At 70.5% G+C, this 24,022-nt stretch carries 16 protein-coding genes and 2 pseudogenes; 11 read left to right on the plus strand and 7 right to left on the minus strand.

Going from position 1 to position 24,022, the window contains the following annotated elements; translation table 11 throughout:
- Positions 1-10: 10 nt before the first annotated feature.
- The gene (locus tag ACSURM_RS09745) at positions 11-1,354 is read right to left on the minus strand and encodes an MFS transporter (protein WP_436954620.1); all 1,344 of its coding nucleotides are present in this window, start codon (positions 1,352-1,354) and stop codon (positions 11-13) included.
- A gap of 227 nt (positions 1,355-1,581) precedes the next feature.
- Entirely contained in the window at positions 1,582-2,853 is a 1,272-nt protein-coding gene (locus ACSURM_RS09750; protein WP_436954621.1) for an ROK family protein, read from the minus strand.
- A 108-nt stretch (positions 2,854-2,961) separates the two neighbouring features.
- On the opposite strand from ACSURM_RS09750, the gene ACSURM_RS09755 reads away from it, so the two are divergent.
- From ACSURM_RS09755 to ACSURM_RS09765, 3 genes are read left to right on the plus strand one after another with little or no spacing between them, the layout of a single operon-like run.
- Positions 2,962-4,029: a Gfo/Idh/MocA family protein gene (locus ACSURM_RS09755; protein WP_436954622.1), complete on the plus strand. Its 1,068-nt coding sequence runs from the start codon at positions 2,962-2,964 to the stop codon at positions 4,027-4,029.
- The gene (locus tag ACSURM_RS09760) at positions 4,026-4,946 is read left to right on the plus strand and encodes a sugar phosphate isomerase/epimerase family protein (RefSeq protein WP_436954623.1); all 921 of its coding nucleotides are present in this window, start codon (positions 4,026-4,028) and stop codon (positions 4,944-4,946) included. Before ACSURM_RS09755 ends, ACSURM_RS09760 begins: the two co-directional genes overlap by 4 nt.
- A 20-nt stretch (positions 4,947-4,966) precedes the next feature.
- On the plus strand, positions 4,967-6,484 hold the full coding sequence (locus ACSURM_RS09765) for a GMC oxidoreductase (RefSeq protein ID WP_436954624.1): 1,518 nt from the start codon (positions 4,967-4,969) through the stop codon (positions 6,482-6,484).
- 40 nt (positions 6,485-6,524) lie between these two features.
- Here the strand turns inward: ACSURM_RS09765 and ACSURM_RS09770 are convergent, their stop codons facing one another.
- Complete coding sequence (locus tag ACSURM_RS09770) at positions 6,525-7,436, minus strand: LysR family transcriptional regulator (RefSeq protein WP_436954625.1); 912 nt, start codon at positions 7,434-7,436, stop codon at positions 6,525-6,527.
- Between the two features lie 148 nt (positions 7,437-7,584).
- Between ACSURM_RS09770 and ACSURM_RS09775 the strand changes: the two genes are divergently transcribed.
- From ACSURM_RS09775 to ACSURM_RS09805, 7 genes are all read left to right on the plus strand, one after another.
- Positions 7,585-8,580, plus strand: a complete 996-nt coding sequence (locus ACSURM_RS09775) for a fumarylacetoacetate hydrolase family protein (protein ID WP_436954626.1) — start codon at positions 7,585-7,587, stop codon at positions 8,578-8,580.
- Positions 8,577-9,533, plus strand: a complete 957-nt coding sequence (locus tag ACSURM_RS09780; protein WP_436954627.1) for a cyclase family protein — start codon at positions 8,577-8,579, stop codon at positions 9,531-9,533. The genes ACSURM_RS09775 and ACSURM_RS09780 overlap by 4 nt, the downstream gene beginning before the upstream one ends.
- A gap of 25 nt (positions 9,534-9,558) precedes the next feature.
- Positions 9,559-10,689, plus strand: coding sequence for an FAD-dependent oxidoreductase (locus ACSURM_RS09785; protein WP_436954628.1), 1,131 nt, complete (start codon positions 9,559-9,561; stop codon positions 10,687-10,689).
- On the plus strand, positions 10,686-11,687 hold the full coding sequence (locus tag ACSURM_RS09790) for an amidohydrolase family protein (protein ID WP_436954629.1): 1,002 nt from the start codon (positions 10,686-10,688) through the stop codon (positions 11,685-11,687). The genes ACSURM_RS09785 and ACSURM_RS09790 overlap by 4 nt, the downstream gene beginning before the upstream one ends.
- 4 nt (positions 11,688-11,691) lie before the next feature.
- Positions 11,692-12,624, plus strand: coding sequence for a VOC family protein (locus ACSURM_RS09795; RefSeq protein ID WP_436954630.1), 933 nt, complete (start codon positions 11,692-11,694; stop codon positions 12,622-12,624).
- A gap of 97 nt (positions 12,625-12,721) precedes the next feature.
- Complete coding sequence (locus ACSURM_RS09800; RefSeq protein WP_436954632.1) at positions 12,722-13,693, plus strand: fumarylacetoacetate hydrolase family protein; 972 nt, start codon at positions 12,722-12,724, stop codon at positions 13,691-13,693.
- Entirely contained in the window at positions 13,690-14,442 is a 753-nt protein-coding gene (locus ACSURM_RS09805) for an SDR family NAD(P)-dependent oxidoreductase (RefSeq protein WP_436954633.1), read from the plus strand. Before ACSURM_RS09800 ends, ACSURM_RS09805 begins: the two co-directional genes overlap by 4 nt.
- A gap of 102 nt (positions 14,443-14,544) precedes the next feature.
- Here ACSURM_RS09805 and ACSURM_RS09810 read toward each other — a convergent pair whose 3' ends face one another.
- Both ACSURM_RS09810 and ACSURM_RS09815 read right to left on the minus strand, forming a co-directional pair.
- The gene (locus ACSURM_RS09810; protein WP_436954634.1) at positions 14,545-15,240 is read right to left on the minus strand and encodes a hypothetical protein; all 696 of its coding nucleotides are present in this window, start codon (positions 15,238-15,240) and stop codon (positions 14,545-14,547) included.
- 19 nt (positions 15,241-15,259) lie between these two features.
- Positions 15,260-15,687: pseudogene (locus ACSURM_RS09815) on the minus strand (hypothetical protein).
- Between the two features lie 296 nt (positions 15,688-15,983).
- Between ACSURM_RS09815 and ACSURM_RS09820 the strand changes: the two are divergent.
- Positions 15,984-16,609: pseudogene (locus tag ACSURM_RS09820) on the plus strand (site-specific integrase); the annotation flags it as partial.
- 77 nt (positions 16,610-16,686) lie between these two features.
- On the opposite strand, the gene ACSURM_RS09825 reads toward ACSURM_RS09820, so the two are convergent.
- Together ACSURM_RS09825 and ACSURM_RS09830 are read right to left on the minus strand one after the other, a co-directional pair.
- Complete coding sequence (locus ACSURM_RS09825) at positions 16,687-16,971, minus strand: contact-dependent growth inhibition system immunity protein (protein WP_436954635.1); 285 nt, start codon at positions 16,969-16,971, stop codon at positions 16,687-16,689.
- A complete protein-coding gene (locus tag ACSURM_RS09830) occupies positions 16,971-23,873 on the minus strand; it encodes a polymorphic toxin-type HINT domain-containing protein (RefSeq protein ID WP_436961020.1) in 6,903 nt (2,300 codons plus the stop codon). Before ACSURM_RS09830 ends, ACSURM_RS09825 begins: the two co-directional genes overlap by 1 nt.
- Positions 23,874-24,022: the final 149 nt, after the last annotated feature.

Here is a 24,022-nt window from a genome sequence, read left to right on the forward strand (position 1 = left end):
CGCCGGTGCGTCAGGGCGCGCGGTCTTCCAGGCGGTAGAGGGCCATGCAGGCCGCCTGCACCAGGCAGAGGGCGGCGGGAAGTCCGACGAAGGCCCACTCGATGGCCTGGACCGCCCGGTCGGAGACGTGGTCGGCGCGGTAGCCGCCCCAGGCCAGCGCCCAGGCGAAGAGGGAGCCGCCGAGGGCCGTGCCCACCTTGGTGGCGAAGCTGTAACCGGCGTACAGCAGGCCCTCCTCGCGGCGGCCGGTGAGGGTCTCGTGGTGGTCGATCGCGTCCGCGACGAGCGCCGGGGCCGCGACGAAGCCGAATCCGCCGGCCAGGTTGGCGAAGAGGAAGACGACGAGGAACGCCGTCGGCTGTCCGTCCAGGAAGAAGAGGAGGACGTACAGGGCCGCCGTGACGGCGAGGCCGATGTCGATTCCGCGGCGCTTGCCGGTGCGGCGCAGGAACCAGGGGGTGACGAGGGAGCCGGCCAGGGCCGACAGGGAGAACGCGAGGAGGATGTAGCTGGTGGCCCAGGCGTCGTCGAGCACCTCGCGGGCGTAGAAGACGGCGCCGGCGGTGATGATGCCCAGGCGGACGAACGCGACGAGGGACGCGGCGCTCACGCCCAGCCAGTGCCGGTTGCCCCACAGCGAGGCCAGTGCGCCCCAGGTGGTGGCCTCCCGGGCCGCCGGTGCGGCGGGGCGTTCACGGCACAGCAGGGCGACGATCCAGTAGAGCAGCGTGCCGACGGCGCCGAGGACGACGGCCATGCCGGTGAAGCCGCGCGCCCGGTCGGCGCCGCCGAGGGCACCGACGAGCGGCATGACGGCGAGGGAGACGGCGATCAGCCCGAGCGAGGCGCCGACGAACCGGTAGCCGCTCATCCTCAGGCGGGTGTCGGCGTCGTCGGTGAGCATGGGCAGCATCGCGCCGTAGGGGACGTTGACGAGCGAGTGGCTGACGCCGACGGCGACGAAGGTGACCGCCGCCCAGACCACCGCCGTGGTGCCGCCGCCGGGCGAGGTGAAGGCCAGGACGAAGGCGATGCCGAGGACGGGCGCGGCGAAGATCAGGTACGGGCGGGCGCGGCCGAAGCGGCTGCGGGTGCGGTCGACGGCCAGGCCGACCACCGGGTCGATGACCGCGTCCGCGATCCGGCCGACCAGCAGGATGGTGCCCGCGGTGGCGGCGGCCAGTCCCGCGACGTCGGTGTAGTAGTACAGCAGGAACGCCGTGAGCGTGGTCCAGGTCAGGTTGGACGCCAGGTCGCCGAGCCCGTAGCCGAACTGGGCGGCCTTGGCCGGTGCGGGCAGCCGGGCGGCGGGTTCCGGGGTCACAGCGGTGGCGGGCGGGGGCACGGCACTCATCGTCGAGTCCCTTCGGGAGGCAGAGGGCACGCCGCCACGACGCACGGAGGGCGGGGACTGTGGGCGGCTGCCGGGGGCTGCGGCGGGCCTCGTCCGGAGACCGCTCGCTGCCGACGGAACTTATGCACACCGTAGACATAAGTCAATGGTCTGCCACCATCCTTATGTTCGGCACAGCCGCCGCCGACGGGCATGCGCCCACGCCCCGGCGGCCCGCCGCCGGTACCTCACATACCGCCGACCAGCCGGTCCGGCGCCACCGCGGACGGCCTCCCGGCCGGCGCCCAGGCGGCGAGCGCGTCCGCGGACAGGAGGGTCTCGACGGCGAGGTGGGCCCCGCCCGCCACGCCCCCGGTCTCCCCCGCCACCGAGGCCCGGATGGTCAGGTCCGCCGAGGCCAGGGGCAGCGCCCGGCTGCGTACGGTGTGGTCGACGACGCGCAGGAAGGTGTCCCCGGCGGTGACGGCACCTCCGCCGAAGACCAGGCAGTCGGGGTTGTAGAAGTTCACGAGCGCGGCCATCAGGCTGCCGATACGCTCGGCGGCGCGCGCCACGGCGGTCAGGCACCAGGCGTCGCCCGCGACGACACCGCGGCCGATGTCGGCGGGGGTGATCTCCCCGGTGGCCCGGTGGACGTCGGCCAGGAAGCGGCTGCGGCCCTCGTGCACGGCGGTCACCGCGTCCCGGGCCAGCGCCCAGCCGCCCGCGAGCGCCTCCAGGCAGCCGGTGCGGCCGCACCGGCACATCACGGAGTTGTCCTCCAGGACCCGGGCGTGCCCGATGTCGCCCGCGGCACCCTTGCTGCCGCGGTGGACGCGGCCCCGGCTGACGACGCCCGCGCCGATACCGGTGCCTGCCTTGACGTAGATCAGGTGCCGGTCGTCGTCCAGGCCGGCGCTCCTGGTCTCGCCGAGGGCGAGGAGATTGGCGTCGTTGTCGACCCATACCGGCACGCCATGGCGGTCCTGGAGCCGTCCGCGGATGTCGAAGCCGTCCCAGCCGGGCATGATCGGCGGCTGCGAGGGCCGGCCCGTGGCGAACTCCACGGGGCCGGGAACACCGATCACCACGGCCCACAGCCGCTCCGGGTCACGCTCCGCGAGCAGGCCGGCGAAGTGGCCGTCGAGGAAGTCCAGGGTCTCCTCGGGCCCGCGGGCGACCGGCCACTGGAGATGACGGTGCTCCAGGACCCGGGCGTCGAGGTCGGTGACGGCCACGTCGAGCGCGCCGGCGCCGAGGACCGCGGACAGCACGAGCCCCTCCTCGGCCCGGAAGCGCAGCCGCCGGGGCGCCCGGCCGCCGCTCGACGGGCCGGTGTCGGCGTCTTCGAGCAGCCCGAGGTCCATGGCCTCCTCCACCCGCTGGGAGATGACGGTGCGCCCGAGGAGCGCGGTCGCGCCGAGTTCGGGACGGGTGCGGGCCCGGCCCCGGCGCACCAGGCGCACGACGGTGGAGAGGGCCTCGTACTGATCGATGGCGGTGGGCGGTCGACGCGGCATGCCGCCATCATTCCGCACTTCCGCCGGGGTGGAGCACGACCTTGACGACTTTTGCATGTCGCGTGCAATAGTGGGCCGATCGTTCCTAAGGAGAAGCCGGAGGCTGCCATGTCGCAGCAGATTCAGGCCGCGGTCGTGGGCACGGGGTTCATGGGATCCGTGCACGCCCGCGCCGTGACGGCGGCGAGAGGCCGCGTGCGCCTGGTCGTCGGCAGTTCGCCGGACCGCGCCCGGGAGCTGGCCGGGTCCGTACCCGGTGCCGAACCCGCCGGATTCGAGGAGGTGCTGGCCTCCGACGTGGACGTGGTCCACATCTGCACGCCCAACCACCTGCACCACGACATGGCCCGGCGGGCGCTGGAGGCCGGCAAGCACGTGGTCTGCGAGAAGCCCCTGGCCGTCACCGTGAAGGAGGCGGCCGACCTCGCCGGCCTCGCGGCGCGCACGGATCGCGTGGCCACGGTGCCGTTCGTCTACCGCTTCTACGCCTCGGTACGGCTGGCGCGTTCGCTGATCGGCGCCGGTGGCCGCGGACCGTGGCTGCTGCACGGCTCCTACCTGCAGGACTGGCTGGCCTCGCCCGACGCCGACAACTGGCGGGTGGACGCCTCCCGGGGCGGCGGCAGCCGGGCGTTCGGCGACATCGGCATCCACTGGTGCGACCTGATGGAGTTCGTCACCGGGCAGCGCATCACGGCGCTGCGGGCCGTGCTCGGCACCGCCCACCCCGTGCGCGCGGGCCGCCCGTCGGCCACCGAGGACGGCGGCGTGATCTCCTTCCGCACCGACGGCGGGGCGCTGGGCTCCCTGGTGATCAGCCAGGCCAGCGCCGGACGCAAGAACCGGCTCTGGTTCTCCTTCGACGGGCCCGACGCCAGTTACGTCTTCGACCAGGAGAGACCCGAAAGCCTCTGGGTCGGCGGCCCGGACACCAACCGCACGCTGACCCGCGACCCCGCCCGCCCCGGCGGCCGGCCCGACGCGCTGCCCGCCGGGCACCCCCAGGGCTACCACGAGTGCTTCGCCGACTTCGTCGCCGACACCTACGCCGCCGTCCGGGGCGAGCTCCCCGACGGCCTGCCCACCTTCGACGCCGGGCTGCGGGCCGCCCGGCTGACCCAGGCCGTGCTCGACTCGGCCGCCGCCGACGCCGCTTGGACGGAGATCCCCGCATGAAACTCGGCATGCTCACCGCCTGCCTGCCCGCCTGGCCGCTGGAGCGCGTCGCCGGCTGGGCCGCGAAGACCGGCTACGAACGCCTGGAGGTCGCCGTCTGGCCCGGCACCGGCAGCCGCGACTTCGAGGCGGCGCACATCGATGTCGCGCACTTCGACGGCAGGGAACGCGAGCGCGTACAAGGGCTGTTGCGGGAGACAGGCCTCGCGATATCGGCGCTGGCGTACTACGAGAACAACCTCCACCCCGACCCGGAGCGGCGCGCGCGGATCCGCGCCCATCTCAAGCACGCGATCGACGCCGCGCAGGCGCTCGGCGTGCCGTACGTGGGAACGTTCATCGGCCGGGACCCGTCCCGGAGCGTGCCCGGCAACCAGCGCGAGGCCGAACGCGTGCTGCCCGAACTCGTCGAGTACGCCGGCGAACGCGACGTGAAGCTGATCATCGAGAACTGCGTCATGGAGGGCTGGCATCCCGACGGCCACCCGGGCAACATCGCCTACTCCCCCGAGCTGTGGGAGTGGATGTTCTCCCTCGGCCTGTACCTGAACTGGGACCCGTCCCACCTGATGTGGCTGGGCATCGATCCCCTGGCCACCATCGCGCCGTACGCCGACCGGATCGCGCACGCGCAGGCCAAGGACATCGAACTGGACGTGGTCGCACGCAATCGCTACGGCTTCTTCGGCACGACCGCCAAGGACGGCGATCCGTGGGCCACCGGGTGGTGGCGCTACCGGGTCCCCGGCCGCGGCCAGGTCGACTGGACGCGTGTCGTGGACCGGCTGTACGGGGCCGGGTTCACCGGCACCCTCTCCGTCGAGCACGAGGACCCGCTGTGGGGCGGCACCCCGGAGAAGGTCTGCCAGGGCCTGACCATCGCCCACCACACCCTGCGCCCCCTCGTCGTGGCCTGACCCCCAACCCGGAGCCCTCCATGTCCCTTCCTTCGGCAACCGCCTACGACCTCGTCGTCGTCGGCAGCGGACCCACCGGCAGCACCTACGTCCGCGAGGTGTACGAACGGCACCCCACCGCGACGATCCTGCTGCTCGACGCCGGTCCCCGGCTGACCGGGCGGCCCGGCACCCACGTCAAGAACATCCCCGACCCCGGTGAACGGGCCCGCGCCCAGCGGGACTCCGAGGGCCCCGGCCCGGCGGGCCGCCCCGGCACCCGGCTGCTCGGCTCGCCCGAGCTGCCCGCCGCCGCCCTGTCCACCAACGTCGGCGGCATGGGCGCGCACTGGACCGGCGCCTGCCCCCGCCCCGGCGACGGCGAACGCATCGGCTTCATCCCCGACGCGGAGATGGACGCCCACCTGACCCGCGCCGAGCGGCTCCTGCACGTCGACGCCCACGCCTTCGACCAGGCCCCCTTCGCCGACGAGGTGCGCCGCCGGCTCTCCGCGCTCTTCGACCCCGGCCGGCCCGCGCACCGGCGGGTGGCCCCCATGCCCCTGGCCGTCACCACCCGTCCCGACGGCGCCCACACCTGGAGCGGCACCGACGTCGTCCTCGGCGGGGCGGCGGCCGACGCGCGCGTCGAGATCGCCGACCGGTGCCTGGGCCTGCGGATCGTCCTGGACGGGGACACGGCCACCGGGGTCGCCGTGCGCGACCTCGTCACCGGTGCGGAGAGGACCGTCGCCGCGCGGGCGGTCGTCGTCGCGGCGGACGCCCTGCGCACGCCGCAACTGCTGTACGCCTCCGGCATCCGCCCGCCCGCGCTGGGCCGTTACCTCAACGACCAGCCGCAGATCGTCCACGCCGTCCGGCTGCCCGACGACATCGTCGCCGCCCACCGCGCCGTGACCGGCCGCACCCGCGACCAGGACGGCGCCATCGTCCCCCAGAGCGGCGTCAGCTGGGTGCCGTACACCGACGCGCACCCCTTCCACGGCCAGGTGATGCAACTCGACGCCTCCCCCGTCCCGCTCGCCGGCGACACCGTCGTGGAGCCCGGTGCCGTCGTCGGGCTGGGCTGGTTCTGCGCCAAGGACATCTCCCCCGACGACCGCGTCGAGTTCACCGACACCGCGGCCGACGCCCACGGGCTGCCCGCCCCGCGCGTCCGCTACCGCTACAGCGACCGCGATCTGGCCACCATCGAACAGGCCAAGAAGGCCGTCGCCGAAGCGGGAGCCGCCATCGGCATCCCCCTCGACGACAGCCCCCTGCTGCTGCCCGCGGGCAGCTCCCTGCACTACCAGGGCACCACGCGCATGGGCCCCGCCGACGACGGCACCAGCGTCTGCGACAGCCACAGCCGCGTCTGGAACACCCGCGGGCTGTGGGTCGCCGGCAACAACGTCATCCCGACGGCCACCGCCTGCAACCCCACGCTGACGTCCGTCGCCCTCGCCGTCCGGGGCGCCCGCGCGCTCCTGGACCACCTGGAGTCCGCGGCCGGGCGGGACACGCCCGCCGCCCGGGCGGGACTCGGCACCGCCTGAGCGCGCGTCGGGCACGACCGGCGCCGAGGCGGGTGCTCCGCTACGAGACGCCGGTCAGGCGGCCACCGACCCGCATGGCCGTCTCCCGCAGCCAGATGTGGGCCGCGTCATGGGTGTGCACGGGGTGCCACCACAGCGCCTCCCGCAGCGGCACCGCCTCGTAGGGCGGCTCCACCACCCGGACGGCGGCGATCGGCGTCAGCAGCCGCGCCAGCCGTTCCTGGATCAGGGCGATGCGCCGGGTGCCGGTGACCAGCAGGGGCAGGAGCTGGAAACTGTCGACGGACACCTCCACGCGCGGTTCGACACCGAGCATGCCGAGCTGGCGCACGGCCGGCGCGTCGTAGGTGCGCTGGTACGTCACCCACGGCAGCCGGGCGAGGTCATGCCGGGTGAGCCGGTCGCCGACGGTGGGGTGGTCGTCGGCGACGAGGAAGACCCAGCGGTCGTCGTAGAGGTCGGTGGCGGGGAAGCCGCTGATCACGCCGTGCGGCATGAGCAGGCCGTCGGTGGCGCTGAGCAGGGTGGCGGTGTCGTCGACGACGGCCGGCTGGGTCTGGGTGAAGCGGAGCCGGATGCCGGGGGCCTCCTCGTGCACGACGCGGGCGAGTTCGGTGCCGAAGACGGCCACCGCGTAGTCGGAGGCCGCCAACCGGAACTCCCGGCTCTCTTCGGCCGGGTCGAAGTCGGCCTGGCTGGAGAAGAGGCGTTCCAGCACGTCGTAGGCGGTGGCGGTGCGGTCGAGGAGGACCTGGCCGAGGGCCGTCAGCTCGTAGTGGCCGCCGACGCGGGCGAGCAGGTCGTCGTCGAAGTGGCGGCGCAGCCGGGCCAGGGCGGCGCTCATCGCGGGCTGGCTGAGGCCGACGCGCTGCCCGGCGCGGGTGACGTTGCGCTCCTCCAGCAGGGCGCGCAGGGCGACGACGAGATTGAGGTCGAGTCGGGTCAGGTTCACGGATCGGTCCTCGCACGGGGCAACGAGCAAGCAGGGGCGGTGAGCGGCGGAAATAAACCAGGTGGATGCCGACCATCCACAGAATCTATTTCCCTGATCGTGAGCGGCGGGTCCAGATTAGTCCCACCGCAATCAGGAGGACACGTTCGTGAAACCCGAATCCGCGTCCGCGCTCTTCGCCGGACCCTTCGCCCTCGCCACCCTCTCGGCCCCGGGCGGGCCGGAGTTCCCCGCCCTCGTCACCCCGGACGGCCTCGCCCTCGATCTGCGGGACGCCTTCGGCGAGGACCGGCTGACCACGCTGGACGTGCTGGACCGCTGGGAGGCGGCGCTGCCGCGGCTGCGCGCGCTCGCGGCCGACCCCGGCCCGGCCCGCACGGCCGTCACGGACCTGCGCGTGCACGCGCCCGTCTCGCCGCGCCAGGTGTTCCAGTCGGGTGCCAACTACCGGCAGCACGTGATCGACCTGCACGTCGCCCACCGCGCGCCCGGTGACGACCGGCCGGAGAGCGAACGCCGGGCCGAGGCCGCCGAGATCATGGACCGGCGGGCGGCCGAGGACCTGCCGTACGTCTTCATCGGACTGCCGAGCGCGATCACCGGGCCGTACGACGACGTGGTCCTGCCCGCGTGGGCCGAGCAGCCCGACTGGGAGCTGGAGCTGGCGGTCGTCATCGGCAAGCCCGCCCACCGGGTGCCGGTGGAGGACGCGGCGCGGTACATCGCCGGCTACACGATCGCCAACGACCTGACCGACCGGGCCACCGTCTTCCGCCGGGACATGCCGCAGATCGGCACCGACTGGCTGCGCAGCAAGAACGCCCCCGGGTTCACCCCGCTCGGCCCCTGGATCGTCCCGGCCGAGTCGATCGCCGACCCGGACGACCTGCGCGTCACGCTCAAGCTCAACGGCGAGACCATGCAGGACGAGTCGACCCGGGACATGATCTTCGCGGTCGCGCGCATGGTGTCGTACGCCTCCCAGACCGCCCGCCTGCTCCCCGGGGACCTGGTGCTCACCGGCTCCCCCGCCGGCAACGGCATGCACTGGGGCCGGCTGCTGCGCGACGGCGACGTCATGGAGGGCACGGTCACCGGGCTCGGGGTCCAGCGCACCCGTTGTGTCGCGGAGGGCGCCGCGTGAACCGCCACGACCCGGAGGGCTCGATCGCCGAGGCCGCCGAGGCGTACTCCAACTGGGGGCGCTGGGGCGCGGACGACCGGCTCGGCACCCTCAACTTCCTGGACGCGGACAAGCGCCGCGAGGGCGCGGCCCTGGTGCGGCGGGGCGTCAGCTTCTCGCTGGCCCAGTCCTTCGACATGAGCGGCCCGCAGAAGGGCTGGCGGCGGCGCACCAACCCGGTGCACACCATGCTGGACACCGGCACCGACGCCGCCCTCGGCAACCAGGGCTTCCCGCACGGGTTCGGCGGCGCCGACGACGTGATCGCGATGCCGCTCCAGTGCTCGACCCAGTGGGACGGGCTCGGCCACATCTTCGACCACGGCAAGGCGTGGAACGGCCGGGACGCCGAGAAGGTGGTCACCTCCGACGGCGACCTCGTCACCGGCATCGAGCACATGGCCCCGTACGTCGCCGGCCGCGGCGTCCTGCTCGATGTGGGCCGGGTGATCGGCGAGGGCGGGGAACTGCCGGACGGGTTCGCGATCACCGAGGAGCACCTGACGGCGACGGCCGAGGCGCACGGTGTGCGCGTGGGCCGTGGGGACATCGTCGTCGTACGGACCGGGCAGCTCGCCCGGGCCCGCCGCGAGGGCTGGGGCGACTACGCCGGGGGCCCCGCGCCCGGCCTGTCGTTCACCACGGCCGGCTGGCTGCACCGCACGGAGATCGCCGCGATCGCCACCGACACCTGGGGTTTCGAGGTCCGCCCGAACGAGTTCGCCCACGCCTTCCAGCCGCTGCACCAGGTCGCCATCCCCCACATCGGCCTGCTCATCGGCGAGATGTGGGACCCGGACGCGCTCGCCGAGGACTGCGCCGCCGACGGCGTGTACGAGTTCTGGCTCACCGCCGCGCCCCTGCCCGTCACCGGAGCCGTCGGCTCCCCGGTCAACCCGGTCGCCGTCAAGTAACCAGCGCGACGAAGGAGTTACGCATATGAGCACACCCCGTACGGTCCTGGTGATCGGCGGCGGCGCGGCCGGCAACGCCGCCACCATCCTGCTGCGCCGGGCCGGGATCGCGGTGGACCTCGTCGAGGCCAAGGACGACTGGAACGCCACGGCCGGCTCCGGCATCACCCTCCAGGGCAACGCCCTGCGCGTCCTGCGCGAACTCGGCGTCTGGGAACGCGTGAAGGAGTCCGGCTTCGGCTTCGACTCGGTCGGCCTCACCGCTGTCGACGGCACCGTCCTGCACGTCGCCCGGGACGTCCGTACCGGCGGCGACGACCTGCCCGCCACCGTCGGCATGCAGCGGCCCCGTCTCCAGCGGATCCTCATCGACGCCGTACGCGCCTCGGGCGCCCGGGTCCGGCTGGGCACCCGGGCCACGGAGTTCGAGCAGGACGCCGACGGCGTGACCGTACGCTTCACCGACGGCACCGAGGGCCGCTACGACCTGGTGATCGCCGCCGACGGCATCGGCTCGGCGACCCGCGCGGCCATCGGCATCACCGACAAGCCGGAACCGACCGGCATGGCCATCTGGCGCGTCGCCGCCCCCCGCCCGGCCGGCGTGGTCCGCACCGACCTCACCTACGGCGGCCCGGCCTACATCGCCGGCTACTGCCCCACCAGCGACACCACGATCTACGCGTACGTCGTCGAGGCCAACCGCGACCGCGCCGCCATACCCCCGGAGACGTACGCCGACGAGATGCGCCGCCTGGCCTCCGCCTACGGCGGGCACTGGGCGGACATCCTCCCGCACATCACCGACCCGGCGAAGGTCAACTACACGTGGTTCGACCGGATGCTGGTGGAGGGCCCCTGGCACCGCGGCCGGGTCGTCCTCGCCGGTGACGCGGCACACTGCTGCCCGCCCACCCTGGCGCAGGGCGCCGCGATGTCCCTGGAGGACGCGCTCGTCCTCGCCGAACTGCTCACCAGCGGCCGGGACTGGGACGACACGCTGCTGCGGGAGTACCACGAGCGCCGGCTGCCGCGCGTGCGGGCGGTGGTCGAGGCGTCCGTGCGGCTCGGCCAGTGGCAGCTGGACGGTGTACGGGACGCGGACGTGCCCGGCCTGATGGGCCGCACCATGACGATGCTGCGGGAGCTGCCGTGACCACGATCCCCACGGTGGACGTGCACGCGCACGTCCTGCTGCCCGAGGTCGAGGCGCTGGTGGCCGGCCTGCCGGGCCTGGCCGAGGCCCGTGCGCTCGACGCCCGCCGCAACGGTCCGGCCGCCCTGGAGGTCAACGGCCCGATGGTGCGCGAGCGCGTCCCGAGGATGACGGACCCGCGCCTGCGGCTGGCCGCGATGGACGCGCAGGGCGTGGACGTGCAGTTGGTCAGCCCCTCGCCCTCGCACTACCACTACTGGGCCGACGAGGACACCGCGGCGAAGGTGTACCGGCTGGCCAACGAGGCGACCGCCGCCCACTGTTCGGCCGCGCCCGACCGGTTGCGGGGGCTCGGGCTGGTCCCGCTCCAGCACCCCGGCCAGGCGGTACGCGCCCTCGAACACGCGCTGGAGCAGGGCCTGGCCGGTGTGGAGATCTCCAGCCACGCCCCGGGGCGGGAACTGTCCGACCCGGACTACGAACCCTTCTGGTCCCGGGCGCGGGAGACGGGCGCGCTCGTCTTCCTGCACCCCTTCGGCTGCACCCTCGACGAGCGGCTGGACCGGTGGTACCTGTCCAACAGCGTCGGCCAGCCGGTGGAGAACGCCGTCGCGCTCTCCCACCTCATCTTCTCCGGCGTCCTGGACCGGCATCCGGGGCTGACGCTGATCGCGGCCCACGGCGGCGGTTATCTGCCGACCCACATCGGTCGCGCCGACCACGCCTGGACCACCCGCTCCGACGCGGGCGCCGGCTGCGCCCACCTGCCCAGCAGTTACCTCAAACGCCTGTACTTCGACTCCCTCGTGCACGATCCGCACGTGCTGCGGGAGTTGATACGGGTCGCGGGCGCGGACCGGGTGCTGCTCGGCTCCGACTTCCCGTTCGACATGGGCACCGGGGACCCCGTCGGCGCGCTGCGCGCGGCCCGGCTGGCCGACCCCGACTTCCACGCCGTACGCGGCGGCAACGCCTCCGCCCTCCTCTTCAAGGAGTGATCCCATGCGTCTGCTCACCCACCTGCGGCACGTCGACCTCGCCGTGCCCGACTACGACAAGCAGCTCGACTTCTACGCCGGTGTCTGGGGCCTGACCAAGGTCGCCGAGGACTCCGGGATCTCGTTTCTGGCCGCCGAGGGCTCCCCGGAGCAGTACGTCGTCCGGCTGCGCAAGGCCGAGGAGAAGCGCCTCGACCTGGTCTCCTACGGCGCCGCCTCGGCCGCCGACGTGGACACGCTCGCCGAGCGACTGCTGTCCCAGGGAGTCCAGTTGATCACCCGGCCGGGCAAGGTGGACACCCCCGGCGGCGGCTACGGCTTCCGCTTCTTCGACGTCGACGGCCGCACCATCGAGGTCTCCGCCGACGTCGCGGTACGGCGGCACCGCAAGATCGAGGAGAAGGAGTCGATCCCGGTCAAGCTGAGCCACGTCGTCCTCAACTCCCCCGACCTGAACCGCACTCGGGAGTGGTACGAGCGCCACCTGGGCTTCCGCCTCTCCGACACGCTCAGCTCGCCGCACATGGGCGAGGTCATGCACTTCATGCGGATCTCCAGCCAGCACCACTCCATGGCGCTGGCGAAGGGCCCGCACACCTCCCTGCACCACGTCTCCTTCGAGATGCGCGGCATCGACGAGTACATGCGCGGCTCCGGCCGCGTGATCCGCGCCGGGTACCAGAAGATCTGGGGCCCCGGCCGGCACATGGCGGGCGACAACACCTTCACGTACTTCCTCGACCCGCACGGCAACACCGTCGAGTACACGACCGAGCTGGAATGCCTGGACGAGGACACCTGGCACCCGCACGTCTACGACTTCTCCCGGCCCGAGGTCACCGACCAGTGGGGCACCGCCAACCCCATGAACGAGTTCGTCGCCAAGGAATCCTTCAACGACCCCGACCGCGGCGTCTTCGTCGCCCCGCCGGTCTGATCCCACCCCCTTCGCTCCCGGGGGCGCGGCCGGCCCTGTCACCAGCCCTGACGCAGACCCGCCGCGCCCCCGGGCCGCACCGGCCAGGAGCCACACCATGCGTTTCGCCGCCTACGAGCACCACCACCGCGTCCGCGTCGCCGTAGTCCAGGACGACGGCACGCTTCTCCCCCTGCCCGGCGTCACCTCGCTCACCGAACTGCTGCGCGAGTCCGGCGGTCTGCCCGGCCTGCTCGCCGCGGGCGCGGCGGCGCTCGACGTGCCGCCCGGCCCCCATGTGTCACAGGTCCGGCTGCTGCCACCGCTCCAGCCCGCCTCCGTCCGCGACTTCGTCACCTTCGAGGAACACGTCGAGGGAGTACGGCGGTCGGTGGACGGCGCGGCGGGCGTGCCCGATCAGTGGTACGCGGCGCCCACCTTCTACTTCGCCAACCCGCACGCGGTCTACGCGACCGGCGACGGCATCCCGGTGCCGCCCGGCTCGGCCGTCCTCGACTTCGAGCTGGAAGTGGCCGCCGTCATCGGCCGCGAGGGCAGCGACCTCACCCCCGAGCAGGCCCGCGACCACATCGTCGGCTACACCGTCTTCAACGACTGGTCGGCCCGGGACCTCCAGTCCGCCGAGATGAAGGTCGGTCTCGGCCCCTGCAAGGGCAAGGACACCGCCACCACGCTCGGCCCGTACCTGGTCACCGCCGACGAACTGGAGCCGTACCGGGACGCCGACGGCTTCCTGCGCCTCGCGCTCACCGCGGCGGTCAACGGCGAGGTCGTCGGCCGGGACCTCCTGTCCAACATGAGCTGGACGTTCGAGGAGATGACGGCCTACGCCTCGCGCGGCACCCGGGTCGTCCCCGGTGACGTGCTCGGCTCGGGCACCTGCGGCAACGGCGGCTGCCTCGCCGAACTGTGGGGAACGCGCGGCGAACGGACACCGCCCCCGCTGCGGCCCGGCGACACCGTCACCCTCACCGTGCAGGGCATCGGCACGCTCACCAACACCGTCGTCCTCGGCGCCGACCCCGTGCCGCTGCCCGCCGGGCGGCGCCGCGACCGGGAGCGGCCGTGACCGGCCCGCGCCCCGGCAGGCTGCCCGGCAAGGTGGTCGTCGTCACCGGCGCCGCCCGGGGCCAGGGCGCCACGCAGGCGGAGGCGCTGGCGCGCGAGGGCGCCCACGTCGTCGCCGCCGACGTGACGGAGGCCCCCGGCTGCCGGCACCTGGACGTGACCAGCGCCGAGCAGTGGGCGGCACTGGCCGCCGAGCTGAAGGAGTCGTACGGACAGGTGCACGGCCTGGTCAACAACGCGGGCATCACCTGGCGCGCCCGCCTCGGCGACGTACGGGCCGCGGACTTCGACCGGGTGCACGCCGTCAACGTCACCGGCCCGCTGCTCGGCATCCAGCACCTCGCCCCGCTGATGCCGCCCGGCGCCTCGATCGTCAACGTCGGCTCCTCGGCCGCCCTCACCGCCCACTACCCGGTCGCCTACACCGCCAGCAAGTGGGGGCTGCGCGGCCTGTCGAAGACGGCGGCGCTGGAACTCGGCCCGCTCGGCATCCGCGTCAACACGATCCACCCCGGCTACATCGAGACCGAGATGACCGCCTCGGCCGCCCCCGCGTTCCGCGAGGCCAACATCCGCGAGACACCGCTCGGCCGCACCGGCACCACCGACGAGATCGCAGCCCTGGTCGCGTTCCTGCTGTCGGAGGAGTCGTCGTTCATCACCGGCGCCGAGATCCCCGTCGACGGCGGACTCACCGCCCACGGCGGGGTCAAGTCGATCTCCGACGCGCTGCGCGAGGGGGCTTCGTGAAGCGGCTGGGGGCAAGGTCGCACGGATTCCCGGCCCCCTGGACGACACCGACGAGGCGTCGGTGGGCTCCTGGCCGGAGACGAGACCCTCCCACGCCGACATCTACGCGGGATCCAGCACCGGCTTCGCGGGGAGCCCGCCGTTCTTCTCGCAGCGCAGTTCCTTGGCCATGGCCAACGAGAAGGAGTGGGCGACGGTCGCGTAGGCGTCCTTCAGCTCCTCCACGTCGCCTTCGCCTTCGGGGGGCTGGGGCATGCCCCAGCGCTCCACGCCGATGTCGATGTGGGCCTCTTCCGACGGGTCGTGGAACCTGGGGCTACGGCACGCGAACCGGACGTACGCCTTGTCCGCCGCCGCCAGGGCCTCCTCACCCATCTTCAGCACGGTGAACTTCGGGTCCACCGGGCCGTCCGTCGGCGCGCCGCCGGCCAGCCGCCAGGTGATCCTGAGTTCGAAATGCGGCGTGTCGGCGGGCGTGAAGACACGGCAGGCGTCGTTGTACGTGGTGGAGCTCGGGGGCCCTGCGGCGAGATCTTCCGCAGCCCGCGCGACCGTGTACTCCTTCGACGACGCCTCGAACCGCGACGACCCGGTGATCACCTTCAGCGCCTCGGCCGCGTCGGCGGTCACGGCACGGCCGCCGCAGAGCTGTGTGCCCGCGACGACCTTGTAGTCCTTCGGAACTCCGTCCTTGTCCCCGTCCTCCCCGCAACCCACAGCACCGAGAAACACCGAGCCGACCACGGCCGCGGCAAGAAGTCCCCCGCGCACCGACCCACGACTGATCACTGTCCGCACGTCGCGCGCTCCCCGAGACCTATTCCACGTATTCCGTGAGGACGGAGATCCGCTTCAGATCTCCCTCGACGTTCGCCTCGTCCTCGGCGTGCCGGGCCTTGCTGTAGTCGAGATGATTCGAGAAGTGCGCGCAGGCGTCCAGCAGCGTCCTCAGCTGGGTCTGCCAGCGGTCGTGCACCTTCAGCACGGCGGAACCACTCACGAAGTTCCCGTTGGTCAGCGCCGTCGCCGCGTCGAACGTGGAGGAACGGGTGATGTCGCCCTCCTTCCCCAGCCGGCCCAGCAGGTCGTACGCGTCATTGCCGACGGCGCCGAGGTCGTCCCGATTGACCACCAGGTCGTTGCCACCGCCACCTCGGCCGCCGTCGTCCGGAACGCCGTTGACCCGCATGCCAGTCCGCTGAGCCGCCCCGCGCGTAACTCGGCCCATTCTCGCTCGAACGTCACGATGCCCCCCACTTCATCCGGGCAGACCACTGCACCGCATTCACGCGCCCCCGACCTGATCACCCGTCGCCCGTATCATCACCCCCGCGCGGCGGGTGGGCGACTTTCCGAAGCCTGGACGACAACAATCGATTATCGACAGGATCACGCGCCTGTGACCGGTGGGATCACGGGCGCAGCCGACGGGGCGGAGAAACGGCAGAACACGCCTGGTGAGACAGTATTCGCGGCCATCGTCTACGTGCGAGGACACTTCGCCTTGGTCCACCGGGCCGTTGATCGGCGAAGCCAGCGGCCGGCTCCATGCCCTGTTCGAACTCGCCCTTCACACCGGACTCCGTAAGGGCGAACTCCTCGGCCTGCGCTGGGAAGATCTCGACCTTGATCGGGGCACCGCTGCCGTCCGCCGCACATTGCAGCGCACCAGCACCGGCGGACTCACCACGTTGCCCACCAAGACCCGTGCCTCCGAACGCCGCATCGCCCTCCCCACCCGCTGCCTCCACTCGCTGAAGCACCACCACGAGCAGCAGCAGCGCGAACGGGAAGCCGCAGACACCACGTGGCAGGACCGCGGGCACGTGTTCGCCACCGCGCAGGGCAGAGCGATCCCCGACCAACCTCACCCGCGCCTTCACCACGCTCCTGCGCAAGGCCGGCCTCCGCCACCATCCGCTTCCACGACCTCAGACACTCCACGGCCACCCTGCTCCTGGAACAGGGAGTCGAACTCGTCGTCATCAAGGAACTCCTCGGCCACGCCCACATCGGCGTCACCGCCACCGTCTACGCCCACGTCCGACTCCGCCTCCAGCGAGACGCCATCGACACCCTCGGTACCGCGCTCGACGGTCCTGCTGGCAACGATCCGACCCCCGACGACGGCAACGACCCGCCGCTGTGTGGAGCCCTCGTCCGCTGACGTTGCCGTCAACTACTGCCGTCAGACAGCCGAGAGGCCCCCCAGAACCTTCGGAGGGGCCTCTCACTTTGCCTTTGCTACAGAAGCGCGTCGATCATCTGACGGAACCAGACCGACATCCCTATCCCGTCCTGGCGCGGGTCGTAGCAGGCTCCAGCCCTATCGAGCCAAAGCGCAGCTAGCTCCTCCTCATACACACCCGAACGCAACACCCTTTCCATAGCGCCTCTCAGCTCCTCGACCACCTCGGGAGGTTCACCGTCTCGGAACTCCGTCAAGATCTGAATAGGATCCTCTGCCTCCAGATCATAATCTTGATGGAAATACGCCTGTGCGAGGTATTGAATTTTCTCCATCTCCATCACGGACTCGGGTAGGAGGTGACGATGTGGTACCCGTTCGGCATCGAAGGATTCCGCTGCAGGACGGTGGTCACCCCCGAAGGCGAGAGGATGCTCTGCGTGGCACGCTCGTACACCCTTCCATCCGCAGCACTCATCGACCCGTTAATCACCAGACGCCTTTCATTTCCCGAAAGCCATTGAGAGATTTGCCCTTGATTGGCGGCAAGGTTTCCACCCGTAGCCCTCTCTGCTGCTGCCAAATCGGTGAATGTTGAGGAGTAACGAATATTGCGGGCCGCCAGTTCAGCATCAGTCTTGCCGACGTGCCGCGCGATCGCGTGGCCACCCGCAGCCTCATGCTGGGCAAGGTTGCAGTTGCTGTTGTGAACCAGGACCGGAGTCTTACCCGCCAGCACATAGTACGTGTGGAGGTCGTCTACGGTGAGGTTGTAGGTGCGGGCATGCTTCGTGAACGGCTTGTTGCCCGTGACGATGACCGTTTCGCCGTCATCGGTCAGCAGCGTCATCCCTGCTGCCAGTTCGCCCGCAGGGATCCAGCGCTTCTCGGAAGGTACCCAGAAGGGGTGCTCGTGCGTCGCCGTGAGCTCGTCGATGCCGTCCTCGGTTGCGATGGACAGCGTGTTGAAGTGCTTGTCGGCTTCGGTTCGAATGAGGCTGGTTACCTCACGTGACCCTTGCTCACCGGTTTCCGGGTCTGTTGCCAGAACCTTGTCACCGAGCTCGATGTCCTCAATGTTCTTGCTGGTGCCGTCTGCCATGAGGACGTCGGTGCCGGCGAGGAAACATTTGCAACCCGTTCCCCCCTTCTTGGCGCCCTTCCCCGCGCTCGCAGCACCCTTCAATGCATCCGTGGCGAACTTCTTCACGGCGCCGACCACGCTGAACATGGAAACGAGGTCCACGAGACTGTCGCCCGCGTCGTACGCCTTGTTGTCCTTCTTCAGGCCGTTCTCTTCGACCAGCTTCGCCAGGTCGTCCTGGTTGGGAGTGCAGCCTCGGTCGGTCCACTGGCACCAGGGGACGACGGCCATGTAGGCAACATCTGCGGTGCCGAAGACACCCTCGGCGATGCTCACCGCTCCCCCGAGGAAGAAATCCTTGAAAGAGCCCTGGGCGCGTGGGTCCACGGGTTCGTTACTCATGCACTCTGGCCTCATGGCGGGATAGCCACTGCCGCAGGGCTGTGACCCGACTCCGCTGCTACCGTTGCTTGAGTTGCCGCTGAGGTAGTCGCTGCCGCCGTAGTTGCCGCTGCCCATGGTGGTCATGCCGCCACCAACACCGCTACCACCGCTACTGCCTCTGGTGCGGTTGATGTAGGCAGTCACAATCTTGATGACCGCCTTGACCAGCTTGATCAGGGAGAACCAGAACTTGCCGTCCGGATCGGCGAAGGTGACGGGGTTGTTGTTGCTGTAGGCGTAGCCGTTGATCTGCTGCGGATCCGACAAGTCGCCGATGGGATCGACGCTGATGAAGCGGCCGGTGGCCGTGTCGTAGTCGCGGGCACCGAGGTGCGTGAGCCCGGTGGGGTCTTCGGTACCGCCGACGAAACCCTTCTCGCCTTGCCAAGCGGCGGGCTTGGTGCCGCGTTGTTCCCCGAACGGCTGACTGTGGCGCCGTGTGAGGGCCTGACCGGCGGCGTTGACCTGGAGGCCGGCTGTGCCGTTCTGGTCGGTACACATCCAGGTCAGTGCTCTGGGAGTGCGCATGGCGACGGTCTTGCCGGCGTGGCTGTAGTAGCGGGTGGCTTCGACCTTGCCGCTGGCCTTGTCAAGACGCAGTTCGGTTTCGCCGAGGTACAGAGTGGTGCCGGTGGTATCGCGCCGGATGAGGCGGTTGCCGTCGGCGTCGTTGAGGAAGGAGGTGGTGGCGTTGTTCGCCTCCGTCACTTTGCTGAGACTTCCTTCGACGTCCCACTCAAGGCTCTGCGTCGTGCCGTTGAGGGTGCGGGTCGCTGTGTTGCCGCTCGCGTCGTAGGTGTAGGTGTTGGCAGTCTTCGTTCCGCCGGCCAGCTCGGTGACCGTGCCGGCAAGGGCGTGCGGGCGGGGCTGGTCGGTCGTCTTGTAGGTATAGGCGGTGGTGGCCGGCCCGCCGCTGGCCAGGTGGTCGGTGGCGGTCTTGCGGTTGCCGGCCGTGTCGTAGGTGAAGCTCTGCCAGTACGGAGCGCGGCCACCCACATTGCTGGTGCTCGGGGTGGTGGCGCAGTCGGTGGTGGCGGTCCAGGCGGCCTTCAGGCGACGGTGACCGTCATAGCTGAAGCACTGCTTGTCGCCCGGGCTGGTGGAACGGTCATCTATCTCGAGAGGGTTGCCCGCTTTGTCGTAGCGGTAGTAGATGTCGGCGTCGGTCCCGGTGTGCGTCTCGGACTTCACCGTCTGGCGTGCCAGGCGCTTGGTGCCGTCCTCGTACGAGTAGTTGACCTCGGTCCAGTCAGCGGTGGAGGACACCCCGAGAGTGGTACGGATCTGCTCGCCTGCCGGCAGGTAGTCCGTGTTCTGCACCAGGCCGGTCAGGCCCTGCAGTGTGTCGGGCAGCCGGGTCGAGGTGTAACCGTAGGTCAGGGTTTCGGCGGCGAGTCCTCCCATGGCGGGGATGGTGCGCAGTTTAGGCGTGCCGTCGAGGTTGTAGGCGTTGGTGATGGTGTACGTGCCGGTGCCGGCGAGAGCGCCTTCCTTGGTGCTGACCGTGTACTGCTCCTTGAGAGGCCGGTACACCTTGTCGTAAGAGGCGTTGGTCGTTGCGTAGACGTCCCCCGTCTTGCCGCCTACGTAGCGGATGGACGAGGTGGGCCGCCCCTTGGCGATGGTGTCGTAGGTCCAGCGAGCCAGGTACTTCGCGTCGGCCGGCGTGGGCACGCCGTTGACGACGGGGACGGCTCCGTCGACCCGCGCGGTCTGACGTCCGAGGAGGTCATAGGTATAGCCGAGCGTCTTGCCTCGAGCATCGGTGGCCTCGATGACCTGGTCGAGGTCGTTGTACTTGACGGAGCTCGAGCCGGAGTCGGGGTCTTTCGCGGAGGTCTGGCGGCCGAGCAGGTCGTAGCCGTAGCTCCACGTGTTGCCGTCGTCGTCCTTGACGGTCTTCAGCCGGTCGGCGTGGTCGTAGGTGTAGTTGAGCGTGGTGAAGGCGGCGGTGGCGGTGTTGCCGTCGTACTCGCGCTTCTCCACCAGGCGGCCGCGGGCATCGACCTCCTCGCGTACGGCCGATGCTCCCACGGGAGGCTCGACCGTGGTGGCGTTGCCATCGTAGGTGTGGGTGGTGCGAGAGAACTCCTGCTCCTTGACAAGAATTTTCTCCACCGTGGGACGGCCTGCGCCGTCATAGGTTGTCATGGTGCCGGCGGGAGCCGCGGTCGTGGGATTGGCCAGCACACCCGTCGGCGCAGTGGTGTCGATGAAGTCCGCGGAGGTCTCCGCTTCGAGACCACGGGTGTCGTACTTGGTCTCGGTGATCACACGGCCCGTGCCGGTGGCCGCCGGGATCTGAGTCTGTCGTGGCCGCAGTAGCGCGTCGTAGATGGCGTACTGGGTGAGGTAGGTGCTGCCGTCGTTGTTGAGGGATTTGGTGGCTACCCACGATGCCGCCGTGGCCTGCACCTTGTACTCGAACTTCTGGCTGGCCGCGTGGTCGGCCGAACGGTCACGGTCTGCGAGCCACACATCGGTGAGGCGGCCCATCGCGTCGTAGGCCATCTCCGTGCGGTTGCCGTTGGGGTCGGTGCTGGCGGTGTTGACCCCCCAATCCGGTGCGATCTCGGTAGTGACCGTGTGGCCGAGTGCGTTGCTCTCCACCGTCTTGGTCAGCGGGCCGGCGTCTGCAGGGGTGAACTCGGCGTGCTTGGTCTTGGTACCGGCGGTGTCCCAGGTGTCGGTGGCCCGGCCCAGGGCGTCGAAGGCCGCGGTGCCGACAGTCTGGTAGCGCGGGCTGCCATCGGTGGCGTAGCCGATGGCCCGCTCGACTCGGGTGAGGTCCCCCTTGGTGGGTGCGGTGCCGTAGGCCTGCCCGTCGTAGGAGTTCCTGACATCGGAGACGACATCGGTGGTGTCCGGGTCGTTGGTCCGGTTCGGTGTCACCGCACACCCCGTGGAGACCTTCTCCACACGCTTGGGGTAGCTGAGCATCCAGGTGGCTGTGTTGGTGGCGTACTCGATGCGGGTGCAGTCCCTGGTGCCTGCCGCGTCGGTCTCCACGGTCAGCGGCTGACCGGTGGCCTCGTCGTACGTGGTGGTCGTGGTGGACGTGAGCTCGCTGCCGCTGTTCAGACGGGTGCGCTTGACCTCACCTCCGGTGCGGACGATGTAGCCGTCGACGGTGCCGTAGGAGTGGGTGTCGGTGGAGGTCTTCTTCGACCACGGGGTGGTGACCGTCGCGGTCACTTCGGCACCGGACGCGCCGTTGTAGGTGATCTGCTCGCGGACCTGGCCGGCGTACTGCTCGGAGTCGGTCTTGGCCGCACCCTTGGAGTCGGTGATGGACTCGCTGCGGGTGGTTCCGTCCGCCTGCTTGTCACCGTCCATGCCGCGGTAGTACAGCGCGGTGGTCTTCGACCGGATGCCCGTGGCTTCACCGATGGTGGTGGTCACCTTGTTGTAGCCGCGCCAGATGCCCCAGGTACGGTACTTGGCCTGCGTGATGGGCGACTGGTCGTCGTAGGCCCAGGCACCGCCGCCGCTGTAGGTGTAGTCAGTCTGCTTCAGCGGTGCGCCACCGGTCGGGTCGGACTCGGTGACCTGGGTGACGACGTACTTGTGGAAGAAGTCGGTACGCGGCTGCGGATCGGTGCCCGGCGTCGGATTGGACGGCGGGATCCACTTGACCGGATAGCAGCGCTTGGTGTTCTTGTCGAGCGCGGTCGGGATGTTGGTGTCAGCTATGCACTCCGGGTCGGAGTAGTTGGCCGTGAGGACCGAACCCGTTTCCGAAGTGACCGTGCGTACGCGCCACTTGATGTAGGGCGGGACGTCGTCACCGGTCTTGTCGACGCGGTTGTGCAGCTGGATGCCGGAGAACTTCACCGCGGGCATGGTGATGGGGGTGCCGGACTTGCCGGTGTGCTGGATGGACTTCAGCCACAGGCCGGGAGCGGAGCCGTCGCCGGGGTCGGGGAAGGAGTGCTCCAGGTGCCAGTTGTTGACGTCGCGGTAGTCGGTGTCCGCGCCGGTGCCGGTGCCCTTGTAGACCTGGGTGGTGACGTCGGTGAGCCGCTTGCGGCTGAAGAAGGACGGGGCGGGCTGGTCGGTGCAGGGCTTGCCGGAAGCACAGATCTGGTCGAACGGCACGTCCGGCCAGGCGGCCTTGTTCGTGTCGGTCAGGTTGGCGCAGGTCTCGCCGCCTGAGACGGGGACGCAGCGCTCGGCGACGGTGAACTTCACGCGAGCGGCGGCGGGTCGGATGGTGGAGAAGATGGTGTCGGAGCGCTGACCGTAGTCGATGCGCTTCAGGTAGCCGCCGCGCGTATAGGCGCTTCCGTTGCCGGTGGTGCCGTTCTTGGCGTAGTAGTTGGTCTCTTTGCCGTACCAGTAGCTGGTGACATTGCCGTGCGGGTCCACGACGTAGTCGAGATTCCAGCGCCACGCCTGGGTCTTGGCCCGGTCGGCGAAAGTGCTGCCGTCGGAGTAGCCGGGCTCGCCGGAGTCGTCGCCGAAGACCGGTACGGTCCACACGGATTCCGTCTCGGGGTTGCCGCTCGTCCAGCCGGGAAGCCGGTTCTTGCCGAACACGTACTGCGTGCCGTTCGTGGCGGTGACGGTCCAGTACTCGCCGTTGTCGTCACCGTTGACCGCACCGGTTCCCAGCGTGACCTTCTCGCCGTCGTCGCTCTTCAGGTGCCAGCCCTTGGCATCCTTGATCAGCGGGCTGGACTTGCCGTTGAGGACGACGGAAGCGTTGTCCTCCTTCCAGCACTGGTCGTACTTCTCGTCCTGTCCGTCGTCCTCGCAGGAGCCGTAGGACCGCTCGATGTAGGAGCCGGGCAGGTCGAAGCCCTCGCCGACCCAGGAAGGCTGAGCGGAGGTGACGGAGGTGCGGCCATCGACGCTCTGCGCCGAATAGCCGATGGACAGCGACGGTGCGCTGCCTGCCGGTGCGGGCACCGTTCCCAACGGGTAGCTCCAGGTGAAGTCACCGTTCGAGCCACCGCCGGCCCAGGTCGCGGACGCGGAGAGCGGGGTCGCCTCGTAGGAGCCCTGGTCGGACCCCGCACCAGCGGACAGGGCCAGCACCGTCATGGTGCCGGCGGCGTTCTTGGCCCGCGTGGTGGTGACCTGGGCGGTCAGAGTGTCCTGCTGGGCGTTGTTGTCGGTGGCCAGCACCTTGGTGGTGCGGCAGGCCGCCTTGCCCGGGGTCGTCAGGGCACACGCGGGCAGTTGGACGGCGCGCAGACGGCCGGACCAGTTGCCGCCGTAGGCACCGGCGAACTCGCTGTAGTCGACCGTGAGCGAAAGCGAGGCGGGGTCGGTTTTCCCATCGGTGCGCTGCACCGACAGCAACACGCCGTCCAGGCCCAGTCGCTGAGCCTTCTCGCGGTCGAGGACGGTAACCTTGGCCTGCTCAGCAGCCGGGGCGGCACTCTTCCTACCGGCAGCGGACTTCGGCTTCGCAGGGACGCCGAGGGCGACCGGCAGCTTGCCCGCCTTCCCAGGCTCGCTCTGGGCAGCGGGTACGTCCAGCGTTACCGACCCGGACGTGGGCCATTTCGGAGCTTCGGTCGCCCGTTCGCGGGTCTTCTGCGCGGCCTTGATCGTCGGATCGTCGATCTTTTTGAAGTTGGCCTTGAACGGCGCCGACTTGCCGTACTCCGGCGTTGCCAGCTCGCTGTGCGGCCGGCTGGTGTCCTCTGGCGGAGTCGCGCCGAGCAATGTGGCCATCACAGCGCCGGCGACCGGCAGGCTGACCATGGTCAGCCTGCGCCGTCCGGCGCGCTGCCAAGACCACGCGTGCAGTTGGAATCTGCGGCGTTTCACGGGTGGATTTCCTCATGTCGATAGGCGGTGCGCCGGACGCATCAATGCGAAGGAGCCGGCGCACCGCAGTCGGTGTGATGCGA

Source organism: Streptomyces sp. SudanB182_2057 (assembly GCF_964272715.1).
In the GTDB taxonomy this organism is placed as follows: Bacteria; Actinomycetota; Actinomycetes; order Streptomycetales; family Streptomycetaceae; genus Streptomyces; species Streptomyces rubradiris.

Coding starts and splice junctions, on each gene's coding strand:
- ACSURM_RS09745 (WP_436954620.1), bottom strand. CDS start 1,354: ATGAGTGCCGTGCCCCCGCCCGCCACCGCTGTGACCCCGGAACCCGCC.
- ACSURM_RS09750 (WP_436954621.1), bottom strand. CDS start 2,853: ATGCCGCGTCGACCGCCCACCGCCATCGATCAGTACGAGGCCCTCTCC.
- ACSURM_RS09755 (WP_436954622.1), top strand. CDS start 2,962: ATGTCGCAGCAGATTCAGGCCGCGGTCGTGGGCACGGGGTTCATGGGA.
- ACSURM_RS09760 (WP_436954623.1), top strand. CDS start 4,026: ATGAAACTCGGCATGCTCACCGCCTGCCTGCCCGCCTGGCCGCTGGAG.
- ACSURM_RS09765 (WP_436954624.1), top strand. CDS start 4,967: ATGTCCCTTCCTTCGGCAACCGCCTACGACCTCGTCGTCGTCGGCAGC.
- ACSURM_RS09785 (WP_436954628.1), top strand. CDS start 9,559: ATGAGCACACCCCGTACGGTCCTGGTGATCGGCGGCGGCGCGGCCGGC.
- ACSURM_RS09795 (WP_436954630.1), top strand. CDS start 11,692: ATGCGTCTGCTCACCCACCTGCGGCACGTCGACCTCGCCGTGCCCGAC.
- ACSURM_RS09800 (WP_436954632.1), top strand. CDS start 12,722: ATGCGTTTCGCCGCCTACGAGCACCACCACCGCGTCCGCGTCGCCGTA.
- ACSURM_RS09825 (WP_436954635.1), bottom strand. CDS start 16,971: ATGGAGATGGAGAAAATTCAATACCTCGCACAGGCGTATTTCCATCAA.
- ACSURM_RS09830 (WP_436961020.1), bottom strand. CDS start 23,873: ATGGTCAGCCTGCCGGTCGCCGGCGCTGTGATGGCCACATTGCTCGGC.